This window comes from Rhodovulum euryhalinum, from assembly GCF_004342445.1.
GTDB lineage: Bacteria > Pseudomonadota > Alphaproteobacteria > Rhodobacterales > Rhodobacteraceae > Rhodovulum > Rhodovulum euryhalinum.
Genome location: NZ_SLWW01000016.1, coordinates 1 through 15,238 on the forward strand (window position 1 = coordinate 1; position 15,238 = coordinate 15,238).

Consider the following 15,238-nt stretch of genomic DNA (forward strand, 5'->3'; position numbering starts at 1 on the left):
GACGGTGATATGGCGGGGCTTCTCCCGCCTCGCCGACCTCGTCGAAGGTGCCCGCCTCGCAACGCCCCCGGCGGATACTTGTGGGTAACTGCAAGAGGGTCGGTGCCAACCCACCACCCCGCCTACCGTGGGTTCACACCCGCCCTACCCTCCCCCCATCCCCGCCCTACCTCCTGAGGGACACCGACCCGACGGAGCCCCCATGTTGCGCCCGCTTGCCCTTGCCCTGACCCTCGCCGCCCCGGCCCTGGCCGAGGACGTGGATCTGGAACTCGTGCTGCTGGCCGATGCCTCGGGCTCCATCGACATGGCGGAAATCCGGTTCCAGCGGCAGGGCTATGCCGAGGCGATCACCGACTCCGCCGTGCTGGCCGCCATCGCCAACACCGCCTATGGCCGGATCGCGGTCACCTACGTCGAATGGGCCAGCGCGGGCGAAGAGGATGTCGTCGTGCCCTGGACGATCATCGCCACCCCCGAGGACGCCGCGGCCTTTGCCGCCGCCCTGATCCCGCCGCCCCGCATGGCCTTTGGCCGCAACGCCATCGGCTCGGCGCTGCTCAAGGGCAAGGAGCTGATCGAGACCAACGAGATCGAGGGCTGGCGCAAGGTGATCGACTTTTCCGGCGACAGCGCGAACAGCTGGGGCGGCCCGCCGGTGGCCGAGGCGCGGGCAGAGGTGCTGGCCGCGGGGATCACCATCAACGGGCTGCCGATCCTCTGCCGGTCGTGCAACGGCCCCGCGCAGGGCGACCTGGAACGGCTTTACCGCGAGCGGATCATCGGCGGCCCCGGCGCCTTTGTCGTGGTGGCCGAGACCGATGCCGGGTTCGCCGAGGCGGTGCGGCGCAAGCTGATCCTGGAAATCTCGGGGCGGATGCCCCAGACCGAGATGGCGCGCGCCGAATAGCCCCTTGCCAGCGTCCGGGCCCCCGGCAAGATTGCACACAGGGAGGAACCGCCGATGTGCTGGAATACCGGGGTGACGGTGACGATGGTGGGCCTGGGCGCCGCGGCCACGGTGATCGCGGCGCGGCGCGGCGAACCCGCGGCGATCTGGGCGACGCTGGGCTATTTCACCTTGATGGAGACGTTGCAGGCGGCGGGCTACGCGGTGGTGGACCAGTGCGGCGACCCGGCGAACCGGACGGTGACCCTGCTGTCCTATCTGCATATCGCGTTCCAGCCGTTCTTCATCAACGCCTTTGCGATGGCACTGGTGGGCCATGCGGTGCCGCCCGCCACGCGGCGGGCGGTCTGGGCGATCTGCGCGGCCTCGGCGGCGGTGATGGTGTTTCAGTTGGTGCCGGTGCAGGCGCTGGGGCGGTGCATGCCGGGCGAGGTGCTGTGCGGACCGGGGCTCTGCACGATCTCGGGCGAGTGGCATATCGGCTGGGAAGTGCCGCTGAACGGGCTGTTCTCGCCGCTGTCGGATGCGCTGGGATTCTCGGCGAATTTCCCGACCTACCTGATCGCGGTCTTTCTGGTGCCGCTGGCCTATGGGGCCTGGCGCTTCGTGCTGTTCCACGCGGCGTTCGGGCCGTTCCTGGCCACGCTACTGACCGACAACCCAAACGAGATGCCGGCAGTGTGGTGCCTGTTCTCGATCGGGCTGGTGCTGGTGGGGATGTGCCCGCCGATCCGGCAGCGGATGGCGGGGCCGAGGGCGGCCTAGCGCTGGACGCTTTCCAGCCAGAGCGCGATGGCGGCGATCTCGGCGGTGGTGCGGATCTCGTCGCCGGTGGGCGCGGTCAGCGCCACGCCCTCGCCCCGCATCGAGAAGCCGTAGACCGGCATCGGCCCGCCATGGGCAGTCAGTTCGGTGCGCCCGTCGATCACCGCGACGACGCGGGCCAGCGGGAAGCCGTTCCCGTTCTGCGCGGCCAGCAGGGTGAGGTCGGGCATGGCCACCGTCAGGATCGAGGCCATCGGCCCGTCGCCGCGCGCGTCCAGCCCGTGACAGGTGGCGCAGGACTGCCGGAACAGCGCGATCCCCGAGGGCGGTTCGGCGGCGGCAGGCAGGGCAAGACACAGGGCGAGGGTGGCGGGCAGGATGCGCATGGCGGGCCTCCGTTTCGTTCGCGGACAGCCTAGCGCGCGTTCCGGGCGAAACACCTTGACCACGATCAACCAACGGCCCCTTGACGATCCCCCGGCCCCGGCAGAGAGTTCGCCCATGACGCGAGACCTGAGCGATCTGGAGCACCTTCTCGACGCGGCCGAGGTGTTGCGCGACATCCAGGCGCGGCGGCCCGCGATCGCCCTGTTTCACAGCGAGATCGCGCTGTCCGCGACCGGCCGGACGGCGGTGTTCCGCGGCCACTATGACGGGGCCCCGGCGGTGCTGACGCTGTTCCACGGCGAGGATCACGCAGAGCGGGCGCGGCGGCAGAAACGCGCGCTCGAAAGGCTGGAGGCGATGCTGGCGGACGGGCCGTTCCGGATCGCGCCGCTGGTCGGCTCGTGGCCCGGCGAGGGCGTGACGGTGACCGCCGATGTCGCGGGCGAAAGCCTTGAGGCGGCGATCGCGGCGGCGGCCACGCCCGGCGAGCGCGACGCGCTGCTGAGCGACGCCGGCGAATGGCTGGCCCGGATCGTGGCCGCGTCGCAGCGCCAGGTGGTCTTTGGCGGGCGGCACTGGGCCCAGGCCGCGACCCGCAAGCTGGGCCGGGTCGGTGCGCACCAAGGCCGGCCGCTGGCCGATGCACTGGCCACGCGGATCGAGGCGCTGTTGCCCACGGTGGCGGGCAAACCCGTGACCCAGGCCCAGTCCCATGGCGACTTCCGGCCCGCGACCCTGGTGCGCGCCGACGGGGCGCTGTGCGGGATCGGGCTGCAAAGCCTGCATGCGCTGCCGGTGGTGCGCGATCTCGCGCGGTTCCTGGTGGCCCTGCACCTGGCCCATCCCCGGCCCGGCGGGCGCCAGCGGTTCGGTGTCGGCGCCAAGGATATCGAGGCGCTGGCCGCGCCGCTGACGATCCTGGACCGGCGCGAGCGGGCGCTGCATCTGCCCTTTTTCATCGGGATCGAACTGGCGGACGTGCTGGGCCGCGGCGACTTGGGCCCGGCCGAGGAGGCGGCCGTGCAGGGCGCGGTTTCGCATTTCCTGAAAGGCGAGGCTGCCCCGTTGCTGTGACGGCGCGCCGGGACCGGGCCGCGCCGGGTCTCAGCCCAGCCGTCCATCCTGCAGGTGCAGCACGCGGTCCATCCGCGCGGCAAGGTCGAGGTTGTGGGTGGCGATCAGCGCGGCCAGCCCCGTGCCGCGGACCAGGTCCATCAACGCGGCAAAGACCCGGTCCGAGGTCGCGGGATCCAGGTTGCCGGTGGGCTCGTCTGCCAGCAGCAGGCGCGGGGTGTTGGCCAACGCCCGGCAGACCGCCACGCGCTGCTGTTCGCCGCCCGAAAGCGCGGCGGGCCGGTGATCGGCGCGAGCCGCGATGCCGACGCGCGCCAAAAGATCGCGCGCACGGGCCTCGGCCGCGGCGCGCGGGGTGCCGGCGGCAAGCTGGGGCAGCACGATGTTCTCGGCCGCGGTGAATTCGGGCAGCAGGTGGTGGAACTGGTAGACGAAGCCGATATCGGCGCGGCGCGCCGCGGTGCGCCGGCGGTCGGAGGCGCGGGCCATGTCCTGCCCCGCGATCCGGACGGTGCCCGCATCGGGCGTGTCCAGCAGCCCCGCAATATGCAGGAGCGTGGACTTACCCGCCCCCGAGGGGGCGACAAGGGCCACGACCTCGCCGGGCGCAAGCGTCAGCGAGGCGCCGCGCAGCACCCGCACCTCGCCGGGCTGGCCGAGGTTGTAGCCTTTCTCCACTCCGTCCAGAACGAGGACCGGCTCATTCATAGCGCAGCGCCTCGACCGGGTTCATCCGCGCTGCACGCCGGGCGGGAAAGATGGTGACGACGAAGGACAGGCCAAGCGACAGCAGGACGGCAGACAGCACGTCGCGCGCTTGGAGCTTGGCCGGCAATTCGTAGATGCCGCGGATCGACGGATCCCAGACCCCGCCGCCCGACAGGTAGTTCACCGCCGAGAAGATCGGGTCGATCCAGATCGCGAAGAGGCAGCCGAGGATCACCCCGAAGGCGGTGCCGATCAGCCCGACAAAGGCGCCGCAGATGAAGAAGACGCGCAGCACCGCGCCCTCGGTCAGGCCCATGGTGCGCAGGATGCCGATGTCGCGGCCCTTGTTCTTGACCAGCATGATCAGCCCCGAGACGATGTTCATCGCGGCGATCAGCACGAGGATCGACAGGATGATGAACATCACGTTGTCCTCGATGTCGAGCGCGCGAAGGAACGATCCCGAAGCGTCGCGCCAGGACCAGAGCAGCGCCCGCTCGCCGCCCGCGGCGAGCAGTTGCGGGGTCAGATCGTCCACCCGCTCGGGGTCGTCGACCATGACCTCGAACTCGTCGGCCACGCCCTCGCGGTTGAAATAGCTCTGCGCCTCGGCAAACGGCATGTAGACCCGCGTGCGGTCGATGTCGTAGCGCCCGGCGCTAAAGACATAGACGATTTCATAGGCGTTCACGCGGGGGCTGGTGCCGAAGGGCGTCTTGACGCCATCGGGCGAGATCAGCCGGATGCGGTCGCCCACCCCCACGCGGAGGTCCCGCGCGACGCCCGACCCGATGGCGATGCCCTCGGGGAACCGCGCGATGTCGCCCAGCGCGGTATCGGGATCGGCGATGCGCGGGATCGTGGCCAGATCCGCGGGAGCGATGCCGAAGACCTCGACCCCGGAATTGCCCGCGGTCGAGGCGGCCATGACCTGGCCCTTGACCAGCGGCGCCACCCGGGTGACGCCCGGCACCTGGCGCAGCCGCTCGGCCAGCGCCTCGTAATCCGGGATGGTGCGGGTGCTGAGCCCCTGGTCGGTGACGTAGGTCGAGGAATAGACGGTGACATGGGCGTTCGCGCCGAGGATCGTGTCGACGAACTCGGCCCGGAACCCGGCGCGGACGGACAGCGTGGCGATCAGCGCAAAGACGGCGAGCGTGATGCCGATCAGGCTGATCCAGGTCATCACGCTGACGCCGCCCTCGGCGCGGCGGGCGCGCAGGTAGCGCCAGGCGATCATCCATTCGAAGGGGGCGAAGGGGGCGGTGCCGTTGGCCAAGGGCATATCCTGTCGGTTGCGCGGGCGGACAGTGGGGCCGCGGACGGGTGGCGTCAAGCGGGGCGGCGCTGCGGGCGGCCGGGGGCGCTGCCCCCGGACCCCCGGGATATTTCCAGCCAGAAGAAGGGGGAAGCGGCGATCAGAGCCAGGTGTGGAAGCTGGATTTCGCCATCGGTTCCCAGTGGGGCGCGCCGTGATGCGGTGCGTAGATCCGGGCGACGCGGGCGACCGCGGCCTCGGGGCTCATCTCTTCGCTGGTGCCGGTGCGGCGGCAGGTGAGTTCGACCACGCCGGATTTCAGGCCGCGCGGGCCCACGGTGATGCGCCAGGGCAGACCGATCAGGTCCATCGTGGCGAATTTCGCGCCCGCGCGTTCCTCTCGGTCGTCGTAGAGCGGATCGAGCCCCTTTTCGGTCAGCGCCTTGTAGAGCCCGGCGCAGGCGGCGTCGGCCTCGGGGTCGCCCTGTTTCAGGTTGACGATGCCGCAGTGGAAGGGGGTCACGCCCTCGGGCCAGATAATGCCGTTCTCGTCATGGCTGGCCTCGATGATCGCGCCGACCAGGCGGCTGACGCCGATGCCGTGGCTGCCCATGTGGACGGGCAGGCGTTCGCCCTTGTCGTTCGTGACGACGGCACCCATCGGGTCGGAATACTTGGTGCCGAAATAGAAGATCTGGCCGACCTCGATGCCGCGCGAGGACTTGCGCCGCGCCTCGGGCACCTGGGCGAAGATCGCCTCGTCATGGGTTTCGTCGGTGCGGGCGTAGGGCGTGGTCCATTCCTTGACGATGGCGGCACATTCGGCGCGGTCGTCGTAGTTCACCTGCCGGTCGCCCAGCGTCAGGTCGAGGATCGCGCTGTCATAGAACACCTCGGACTCGCCGGTATCGGCGAGGACCAGGAATTCGTGGGTATCCTCGCCGCCGATCGGCCCGCTATCGGCGCGCATCGGGATCGCCTTCAGCCCCATGCGTTCATAGGTGCGCAGGTAGCTGACCATGTGGCGGTTGTAGGCGTGGATCGCGGCATCGCGGTCGATGTCGAAATTGTAGCCGTCCTTCATGTAGAACTCGCGCCCGCGCATCACGCCGAAGCGGGGGCGGATCTCGTCGCGGAACTTCCACTGGATGTGATAAAGCGTCAGCGGAAGATCCTTGTAGCTGCCGACATGGGCGCGGAAGATGTCGGTGATCAACTCTTCGTTGGTCGGCCCGTACAGCATGTCCCGCCCGTGCCGGTCGGTGATGCGCAGCATCTCTTCGCCGTAATCGTCGTAGCGGCCGGATTCGCGCCACAAATCCGCCGATTGCAGCGTCGGCATCAGCATCGGGATATGGCCCGCGCGGATCTGTTCCTCGTGCACGATGGCCTCGATCTTCTTGAGCACCTTGAAGCCCATGGGCAGCCAGGAATAGATGCCCGCCGACGCCTGCTTGATCATGCCGGCGCGGAGCATCAGGCGGTGGCTGGCGATCTGGGCCTCGGCGGGCGTCTCCTTCAGGACCGGCAGGAAGTAGCGGGACAGGCGCATTTTCGACCTTTTCCTCGTGAATTCGCGTCTCCGACCCCTTATGTCATCGCGCAGGGCCAGACAAGCGCCGCGCTTGCGCCGCCGCGCCCTGCGGGCAACGAGAGAGATTGACAAGAGAGGAGAGGCCCGATGGCCCTGCCGGTCCGGGAACAGGTGAAATACTGGGGCATCGCCGCGGCGGTGTTCCTGATCCTGTTGTGGTTCCTCGGCAATGTGATCATGCCCTTCATCGTGGGCATGGCGGTGGCCTATTTCCTGGACCCGGTGGCCGACCGGCTGGAGCGGGCGGGGCTGTCGCGCGCGGGGGCGACCGTGACGATCACCGCCGGGGCGCTGGTGGCCTTCGTGCTGGCGGCGCTGCTGGTGCTGCCGACGCTGATCCAGCAGGCGATATCGCTGGTCAATGAAGCGCCCGCGATCGCGCGCCAGTTCCAGACCTTCCTGGTCGAGCGGTTCCCCTCGCTGAACGACAATGGCTCGGCCGTTTCGAGGGCGCTGGCGGCGATCGGCGACACGGTGCAGTCGAAGGGCGGCGAGGTGCTGAACGGCGTCCTCGCATCGCTGGCCAGCGTGGTGAACGTGGTGGTGCTGGTGGTGCTGGTGCCGGTGATCACCTTCTACCTGCTGCTGGACTGGGACCGGATGGTGGCCGAGGTGGACAAGCTGTTGCCGCTGGATCACGCGCCGCAGGTGCGCAGGCTGGCGGGCGAGATCGACCGGACACTCGCGGGGTTCATCCGCGGCCAGGGCACGGTCTGTCTGATCCTGGGGATCTATTACGCCGTGGCGCTGAGCATGGTGGGGCTGAATTACGGGCTGATCGTGGGGTTCATCGCGGGCCTCATCTCGTTCATCCCCTATGTCGGCGCGCTGGTGGGCGGCGGGCTGGCGCTGGGGCTGGCGCTGTTCCAGTTCTGGGGCGAATGGGGCTTCATCGCCGCCACCGCCGGCGTCTTCGTCGCGGGGCAGGTGATCGAGGGCAACGTGCTGACACCGAAACTGGTGGGCGGCTCGGTCGGGCTGCACCCGGTCTGGCTGATCTTCGCGCTGTCCGCCTTCGGGTCGGTCTTCGGCTTTGTCGGCATGATGGTGGCGGTGCCGGTGGCGGCCGCGCTGGGAGTGCTGACCCGCTTTGCCATCGCGCAGTACAAGGACAGCCGCCTCTACAAGGGAATCGCCTGGCTGCGCGAGCCGGAGGCCGGGGCGGATGACGACGAGGACGCCGCCTGACATGATCCGCCAGCTTGCCTTCGACCTGCCCGTGCGACCGGCACGGGGGCGCGCCGCCTTCTTCGTGGCGCCCGCCAACGACCTTGCCGTGGCGCAGATCGAGGCGTGGCGCGACTGGCCGGGCGGCAAGCTTGCGCTGATCGGACCCGAGGCGTCGGGCAAGACCCATCTGGCACATGTCTGGGCCGAACTGACCGGCGCCCCGGTGGTTCAGGCCGCCGCCCTGGACGGGACCGACCTGCCCGCCCTGGCCGCAAGCGGCGCTGTTGCGGTCGAGAATGGGGACCGGATCGGCGGCGACGGCCCGGCCGAGGCAGCCCTGTTTCACCTGCACAACCTGATGCAGGCGGGCGGCGGGGCGCTGCTGCTGACCGCGCGGACTCCGCCCAGGGACTGGGCGATTGCGCTGCCCGACCTGGCCAGCCGGATGCAGGCCACCGCCACCGTCCACCTCAGCCCGCCCGACGACGCCCTGCTGGCGGCGGTCCTGGTCAAGCTGTTCGCCGACCGCCAGCTTGCGGTGAAGCCCGAGTTGATAGGCTATCTTGTCGAGCGGATGGAACGGTCCTTTGCGGCGGCCGCGGAAACCGTCGCCGCGATCGACCGCGAGGCGCTGGCGACCGGGCACCGGCCGGGCATCCGGCTGGCGCGCGCGGTGCTGGACAAGACCGGGCCCGAGGGCCGATAACCGTTCATAAAGCCGTCACATCCCCCTTTCATAAGCGCCGCCATGACCCAGGCCGATTTCCTGAAAGCTCCGTTTCCTGCCCCCGTCGAGATCCCCGAGGCCCAGCGCACGGGGCCCAGGCGCTTCTTCAACCGCGAGCTCAGCTGGCTGGGCTTCAACTGGCGCGTCCTGGAAGAGGCCGACAACCCGCGCGTGCCGCTGCTGGAACGGGTGCGCTTCGTGTCGATCTCGGCCACCAACCTGGACGAGTTCTATACCGTCCGGGTGGCGGGCCTGCGCGAACTGGCCAAGAAGGGCAACACCACGCCCGCCGCCGACGGGCTGACGCCGGCCGAGCAACTGGTGCTGATCGACCGCGACGCACGGCGGCTGTTGCAGGCGCAGCAGGCCAGCTGGAACCGGCTGAAGCGGCTGATGGAAGAGGCGGAGATCCACCTGCTGACACGCTCGCGGCTGACCAAGGGCGACCGGGCGCATCTGCACGATCATTTCCTGCAAAAGGTCTTTCCGGTGCTGTCGCCGCTGGCGATCGACCCGGCGCATCCCTTCCCCTTCATCCCGAACGAGGGGTTCTGCCTCGCGTTGCAGCTGGAACGCGAACGCGACAACCACCCGCTGCAGGCGCTGTTGCCGATCCCGCACCAGATCGACCGGTTCATCCGGCTGCCCGCGCGCGAGGGGCAGGCCCGTTTCCTCCCGCTGGAGGAACTGCTGCTGATCCACCTGTCCTCGCTGTTCCCGGGCTACCGTGTGCTGGGCAGTTGCACCTTCCGGGTGCTGCGCGACAGCGATCTGGAGGTCGAGGACGAGGCCGAGGACCTGGTGCGCGAGTTCGAGGTCGCGCTGAAGCGCCGCCGCCGGGGCGAGGTGGTGCGGATGAAGATGTCCTCGGGCGCGCCCGAGGAATTGCGCAGCGTCATCATGCGCGAACTGCATATCGGCGAGGAAGAGGTGATCGAGGTGCGCGGGCTGATCGGGCTGGCGGACCTTGCCGAACTGGTCATCGACGACCGCCGCGACCTGTTGTGGGAAAGCTTCACGCCGCGCGTGCCTGAACGGGTGCAGGACCATGACGGCGACATGTTCGCCGCGATCCGGCAGAAGGACATGCTGCTGCACCACCCCTACGAGACCTTCGACATGGTGGTGCGATTCCTGCAGCAGGCCGCGCGCGACCCGAACGTGGTGGCGATCAAGCAGACGCTCTACCGGACGTCCAAGAACTCGCCCATCGTCGAGGCGCTGTGCGAGGCGGCGGAGGACGGCAAGTCGGTGACGGCGCTGGTGGAACTGAAGGCCCGCTTCGACGAGGCCGCCAATATCCGCCAGTCGCGGCGGCTGGAACGGTCGGGCGCGCATGTGGTCTATGGCTTCATCAACTACAAGACGCACGCCAAGATCAGCACGGTGGTCAGGCGCGAGGGCGAGAACCTGGTGACCTATACCCATTACGGCACCGGCAACTATCACCCGATCACCGCGCGCATCTATACCGACCTGTCGCTGTTCACCTGCGATGCCGCACTGGGGCGCGATGCCACCAAGGTGTTCAACTATATCGGCGGATACGCGGAACCCGAGGGCATGGAGAACCTGTCGATCTCGCCATTGACGCTGAAATCGACGCTGCTGGAGCGGATCGCCCAGGAAGCCGAACACGCCAGGCAGGGCCGCCCGGCGCGGATCTGGGCCAAGATGAATTCGCTGATCGAGCCCGACGTGATCGACGCGCTGTATGCCGCGTCGACCGCGGGGGTGAAGATCGATCTGGTGGTGCGCGGCATCTGCGGCATCCGGCCTGGCATAAAGGGGCTGTCCGACACCATCCGGGTCAAGTCGATCATCGGCCGGTTCCTGGAACATTCCCGCATCGTCTGTTTCGGCAACGGCTATGGCCTGCCCTCGCCCAAGGCGCGGGTCTACATCTCGTCCGCGGACTGGATGGGGCGCAACCTGAACCGGCGGGTGGAAACGCTGGTGGAATGTACCAACCCCACGGTCAAGGCGCAGATCGTCGACCAGATCATGGCGGCAAACCTGGCCGACGAGGCCCAAAGCTGGGTGATGCAGGCCGACGGGCGGTTCGTGCGGGCCAAGGCGGCGCCCGACGCGTTCAATTGTCACAGATTCTTCATGGAAAACCCCTCGCTCTCGGGCCGCGGGACGGCCGGGGCGGCCGATGTGCCGCGGCTTGCCCACGTCGACGATTGACGGGGCTGGACCGGATTGGCAAACTGCCCGCGCGCCACGGGAAGTAAACTGCAGATGGACGGCAGCGCCGACAACCGCCCAGACGCATGGGACCCCTTCGGCCGCCCCCTTTTCGGCGGCCCCGAGGCGCGGGCCCTGTCGCGTGTCGGTGTGGTCGATATCGGGTCGAACTCGGTTCGGCTGGTGGTGTTCGACGGCGCGGCGCGCAGCCCGGCCTATTTCTTCAACGAAAAGCTGATGTGCGGACTCGGCGCGGGGCTGGGCGAAACCGGGCGCCTGTCGCCCGAGGGCAAGCGGCGGGCGCTTGGCGCGCTGAAGCGCTTTGCGCTGCTGGGCGAGGCGATGGGGGCGGCACCGCTGACGGTGGTGGCCACCGCAGCGATGCGCGATGCCGAGGACGGCCCCGAATTCCGCCGCCAGATCGAACGCGAGACCGGGCTGAAACCCTGGGTGATCGACGGCGCCGAGGAGGCGCGGCTGTCGGCGCAGGGGGTGCTGCTGGGCTGGCCGGGGGCCGAGGGGATCGTCTGCGACATCGGCGGGTCGTCGATGGAACTGGCCGAGTTGCGCGGCGGGCGGGTCGGCAAGCGGGGCACCTCGCCGCTGGGGCCGCTGAAACTGCGCGACGTCCCGGGCGGCCAGAAGGGGCTGGCGCGGTTCATCGCCGACGAGATCGAGACACTGGCCAGCGGGCTCGACTGCACGCCGGGGCGGCTGTACCTGGTGGGCGGGTCGTGGCGGGCGATTGCCCGGCTGGACATCGAGCGGCGAGGCTATCCGCTGACGGTGCTGCACGAATACCGGATGACGCGGAAATCGCTGGCCGCCACGATCGAGTGGATCGAGGCGAACGATATCGAGGCGCTGCGGCTGCGCACCGGAACCTCGGTCGAGCGGATGTCGCTCGTGCCGCTTGCGGTGCAGGTGCTGAAACGGCTCGTGGCCCATCTGAAACCGCGCGAGATCGCGGTATCGAGCTATGGCATCCGCGAGGGTCTGTTGTACGAACAGATGCCCGCAGATCTGCGCGCCCGCGACCCGCTGGTCGAGGCCTGCCGCTTTGCCGAGGCGAGTTCGGCGCGGTTCCCGGGCTTTGGCAAGAGGCTCTACAATTTCGTGCTGCCGCTGTTCGGCGCGGCGGGGCCCGAGAAACGCCGGCTGATCAAGGCGGCCTGCCTGCTGCACGATACCACCTGGCGGGCGCATCCGGATTACCGGCACGAGGTCTGTTTCGACACGGCGACCCAGGCCAATCTGGGCGGGCTGGAACATTGGGAACGGGTATTCCTGGGCGTGTCTCTGCTGCACCGCTACAAGAACAGCCGCGCGGGCAGCCGGTTCGAGCCGCTCTTCGCGCTGCTCGACCCCGAGCAGATGCGCCAGGCCGAGGTGCTGGGCAAGGCGATGCGCTTTGGCGCGATGTTCTCGTCCGACGCGCCCGACGCGCTGGCGGAACTGAGGCATTTCCCCAAGAAGAAGCGGCTGGAACTGATCCTGGACGCCCGGGCCGAGGCGCTGTTCGGCGAGGTCGCCGAGGCGCGGTTCCTGTCGCTCGCCAAGGCGCTGGGGGTGGAGACGGGCGTGCGGGTGCGCCGGCACTGACCGGCGGGTCCAGACTTCAGATCTCGATATCGCCTTCCGGCAGGGGCTGTGGCAGCGGGGCGTCAGGCTTGCGGCGGATGATGATGTCGCCGTTCGGCAGCCGTTCGGGCAGTTCGTAGGCGTCGAAATCATCGACGATCTCGATCAGCTTCTTCATCGCGGGCTGCATGTTCTGCGCAAGATCGCGCAACGCCGGTTCCAGCTCGTCCCCGAGACCGCGGAAGAACAGCCGCAACCCCTCGCCAAGAAGATCCATCCCCTCGCGCATGTCGCCATCCGGCGCGGGCGTGGGTTCCTGCGCGGCGGCGGGGCCGTGGGCGAGAAGACCGGCAAGAAGGAGGGCGGCGATCCGGGTCATGCATGGCAATATAGGATGACTTCGACGCCTTTTGAAGCGCGAGGGCCTGCCGGGCCATCCGGTGCCGGCGACAGCCCCTTGGCGGCCCCGTCGGCCCCCGCTATCAAGGCCGCCCGCCCCATCCGAGGAGCCCGCCCATGACCGCTGCCGAGACCCGCATCGCCCGCACCATCGCCGCCGAGATCGGGGCCCGGCCCCAGCAGGTCGATGCCGCGGCCGGGCTGCTGGACGGGGGTGCGACGGTGCCCTTCGTGGCACGGTATCGCAAGGAGGTCACCGGCGGGCTGGACGATACCCAGTTGCGCCTGCTGGCCGACCGGCTGGCCTATCTGCGCGAGATGGAGGCGCGGCGCGAAACGATCCTGAATTCGATCCGCGAGCAGGGCAAGCTGACCGACGCGCTGGCCCGCGCCATCGCGGGGGCCGAGACCAAGGCCACGCTGGAAGACATCTACCTGCCGTTCAAGCCCAAGCGCCGCACCAAGGCGATGATCGCCCGCGAAAACGGGCTGGAGCCGCTGTTGCGCGCGATCCTCGACGACCGGCGCGCGGTGCCCGAAACGCTGGCGGCGGGCTATCTGTCGGAGGCGGTGCCCGACGTCAAGGCGGCGCTGGCGGGCGCGCGCGACATCCTGGCCGAGGACCTGGCCGAGAACGCCGGACTTCTGGGCCGGCTGCGCGCCTTCATGCAGGACGAGGCGTTCATCGCCGCCAGCGTGGTACCCGGCAAGGAGGAGGCAGGCGCTAAGTTCTCGGACTATTTCGACCATCGCGAGAAATGGGCCGGCATCCCGGCGCACCGGGCGCTGGCCATCCTGCGCGCGTCCAGGGAAGAAATCGTCACCATCGAGATCGCCCCCGATCCCGAAACCGGCACCCCCCGTGCCATCGGCATGGTCGCGGCCGAGATCGGCATCACGGGCGATGGTCCCGGCGACAGATGGCTGCGCGAGGCGGCGGGCTGGACCTGGCGGGTCAAGCTGAGCCTTGCGATGTACATGGACCTGCTGGGCGAATTGCGCCGCCGCGCCCATGAAGAGGCGATCAACGTGTTCGCCCGGAACCTGAAGGACCTGCTGCTGGCCGCGCCTGCGGGCGCGCGCCCGACGCTGGGGCTGGACCCCGGCATCCGGACGGGGGTCAAGGCGGCGGTGGTGGATGCGACCGGCAAGCTGGTCGAGACCGCGACGCTTTACCCGTTCCAGCCGAAGAATGACCTGAAGGGCGTCCAGGCGAAGGTGATCGAGATGATCCGCCGCCATGGTGTCGAACTGGTCGCCATCGGCAACGGCACCGCCAGCCGCGAGACCGAACGGCTGGTCGCGGACACGCTGCGGCTGTTGCCCGAGGGCGGGCCACGGCCGGTGACGGTGGTGGTGTCCGAGGCGGGCGCCTCGGTCTATTCGGCCTCGGAACTGGCGGCGCGGGAATTTCCCGATCTGGACGTCAGCTTGCGCGGCGCCGTGTCCATCGCGCGGCGGCTTCAGGATCCGCTGGCGGAACTGGTCAAGATCGAGCCGAAATCCATCGGCGTCGGCCAGTACCAGCACGATGTCGACCAGCGCCGCCTTGCCCAGACGCTGGAGGCCGTGGTCGAGGACGCGGTGAACGCGGTGGGCGTGGACCTGAACACCGCGTCGGCGCCGCTGCTGGCGCATGTGGCGGGGCTGGGTCCGTCGCTGGCGCAGTCCATCGTCGCCCATCGCGATGCCAATGGCGCGTTCGCCTCGCGCAAGGCGCTGCTGAAGGTCGGCGGGCTGGGGCCGAAGGCATTCGAGCAGGCGGCGGGGTTTCTGCGCATTCAGGGCGGCGCCGAGCCGCTGGATGCCTCGTCCGTCCACCCCGAGGCCTATGGCGTGGCCCGCCGGATCGTGGCGGCCTGCGGGCGCGACCTGCGCGAGATCATGGGCAACGGCGCGGCACTGAAGGGATTGCGCGCCGAGGATTTCGTGGATGACCGGTTCGGCCTGCCCACGGTGCGCGACATCCTGGCGGAACTGGAGAAACCCGGCCGCGACCCGCGCCCGAGCTTCAGGACCGCCAGCTTTGCCGACGGGGTCGAGGACATCAAGGATCTGAAGCCCGGCATGGTGCTGGAAGGCACGGTGACCAATGTGGCGGCCTTTGGCGCCTTCGTCGATATCGGCGTGCATCAGGATGGGCTGGTGCATATCAGCCAACTGGCCGACCGGTTCGTCAAGGACCCCCACGAGGTCGTCAAGGCAGGCGACGTGGTGAAGGTGCGGGTGGTCGAGGTCGACATTCCGCGCAAGCGCATCGGCCTGTCCATGCGCAAGGACGCCGAGGCAGGCGAGAATCGGCCCGCCGGGCCCGACCGGCGCAGTACCCCGGCGCAGCGCGGCGAGCGGGGGCGGCCCGGGCGACCGGAGACCGGCGCCCTTGGCGACGCGCTGAAGGCCGCACTGAGGCGCAAGGACTGAGCGGCGGTGCCCCCCGCACCCTTTTGGCGAGTTCGAGACTTGAAATGCACGTCA

Annotated in this window: 13 protein-coding genes; 8 read left to right on the forward strand and 5 right to left on the reverse strand. The window is 69.2% G+C overall.

The window, feature by feature from the left end; genetic code table 11:
* Window positions 1–205: 205 nt before the first annotated feature.
* Together EV655_RS16170 and EV655_RS16175 are read left to right on the forward strand one after the other, a co-directional pair.
* Window positions 206–910 (forward strand): DUF1194 domain-containing protein, encoded by a 705-nt coding sequence (locus tag EV655_RS16170; RefSeq protein ID WP_132546452.1) that lies wholly within the window; start codon window positions 206–208, stop codon window positions 908–910.
* A 54-nt stretch (window positions 911–964) separates the two neighbouring features.
* Window positions 965–1,675, forward strand: coding sequence for a DUF5765 domain-containing protein (locus EV655_RS16175; RefSeq protein WP_165905377.1), 711 nt, complete (start codon window positions 965–967; stop codon window positions 1,673–1,675).
* On the opposite strand, the gene EV655_RS16180 is transcribed toward EV655_RS16175, so the two are convergent.
* On the reverse strand, window positions 1,672–2,061 hold the full coding sequence (locus EV655_RS16180; RefSeq protein WP_165905378.1) for a c-type cytochrome: 390 nt from the start codon (window positions 2,059–2,061) through the stop codon (window positions 1,672–1,674). The genes EV655_RS16175 and EV655_RS16180 overlap by 4 nt on opposite strands.
* A 115-nt stretch (window positions 2,062–2,176) precedes the next feature.
* Between EV655_RS16180 and EV655_RS16185 the strand changes: the two genes are divergently transcribed.
* Complete coding sequence (locus tag EV655_RS16185; protein ID WP_132546399.1) at window positions 2,177–3,136, forward strand: phosphotransferase; 960 nt, start codon at window positions 2,177–2,179, stop codon at window positions 3,134–3,136.
* A gap of 30 nt (window positions 3,137–3,166) precedes the next feature.
* Here the strand turns inward: EV655_RS16185 and EV655_RS16190 are convergent, their stop codons facing one another.
* From EV655_RS16190 to proS, 3 genes are all read right to left on the reverse strand, one after another.
* The gene (locus tag EV655_RS16190) at window positions 3,167–3,844 is read right to left on the reverse strand and encodes an ABC transporter ATP-binding protein (protein ID WP_132546400.1); all 678 of its coding nucleotides are present in this window, start codon (window positions 3,842–3,844) and stop codon (window positions 3,167–3,169) included.
* Window positions 3,837–5,123: a lipoprotein-releasing ABC transporter permease subunit gene (locus tag EV655_RS16195; protein WP_132546401.1), complete on the reverse strand. Its 1,287-nt coding sequence runs from the start codon at window positions 5,121–5,123 to the stop codon at window positions 3,837–3,839. The genes EV655_RS16190 and EV655_RS16195 overlap by 8 nt, the downstream gene beginning before the upstream one ends.
* A gap of 139 nt (window positions 5,124–5,262) precedes the next feature.
* Window positions 5,263–6,654 carry a proline--tRNA ligase gene (gene proS, locus EV655_RS16200; RefSeq protein WP_132546402.1) on the reverse strand — a complete coding sequence of 464 codons (1,392 nt, stop codon included), beginning with the start codon at window positions 6,652–6,654 and terminating at the stop codon, window positions 5,263–5,265.
* A 129-nt stretch (window positions 6,655–6,783) separates the two neighbouring features.
* On the opposite strand from proS, the gene EV655_RS16205 reads away from it, so the two are divergent.
* From EV655_RS16205 to EV655_RS16220, 4 genes are read left to right on the forward strand one after another with little or no spacing between them, the layout of a single operon-like run.
* Complete coding sequence (locus EV655_RS16205; protein WP_132546403.1) at window positions 6,784–7,884, forward strand: AI-2E family transporter; 1,101 nt, start codon at window positions 6,784–6,786, stop codon at window positions 7,882–7,884.
* 1 nt (window position 7,885) lies between these two features.
* The gene (locus EV655_RS16210) at window positions 7,886–8,572 is read left to right on the forward strand and encodes a P-loop NTPase family protein (RefSeq protein WP_132546404.1); all 687 of its coding nucleotides are present in this window, start codon (window positions 7,886–7,888) and stop codon (window positions 8,570–8,572) included.
* 42 nt (window positions 8,573–8,614) lie between these two features.
* Entirely contained in the window at window positions 8,615–10,783 is a 2,169-nt protein-coding gene (locus EV655_RS16215) for an RNA degradosome polyphosphate kinase (RefSeq protein WP_132546405.1), read from the forward strand.
* 54 nt (window positions 10,784–10,837) lie between these two features.
* Entirely contained in the window at window positions 10,838–12,385 is a 1,548-nt protein-coding gene (locus EV655_RS16220) for a Ppx/GppA family phosphatase (protein WP_132546406.1), read from the forward strand.
* 16 nt (window positions 12,386–12,401) lie between these two features.
* On the opposite strand, the gene EV655_RS16225 is transcribed toward EV655_RS16220, so the two are convergent.
* On the reverse strand, window positions 12,402–12,743 hold the full coding sequence (locus EV655_RS16225) for an AAA+ family ATPase (RefSeq protein WP_132546407.1): 342 nt from the start codon (window positions 12,741–12,743) through the stop codon (window positions 12,402–12,404).
* A gap of 137 nt (window positions 12,744–12,880) precedes the next feature.
* Between EV655_RS16225 and EV655_RS16230 the strand changes: the two genes are divergently transcribed.
* On the forward strand, window positions 12,881–15,184 hold the full coding sequence (locus tag EV655_RS16230) for a Tex family protein (protein WP_132546408.1): 2,304 nt from the start codon (window positions 12,881–12,883) through the stop codon (window positions 15,182–15,184).
* The last annotated feature ends 54 nt before the right edge of the window (window positions 15,185–15,238 follow it).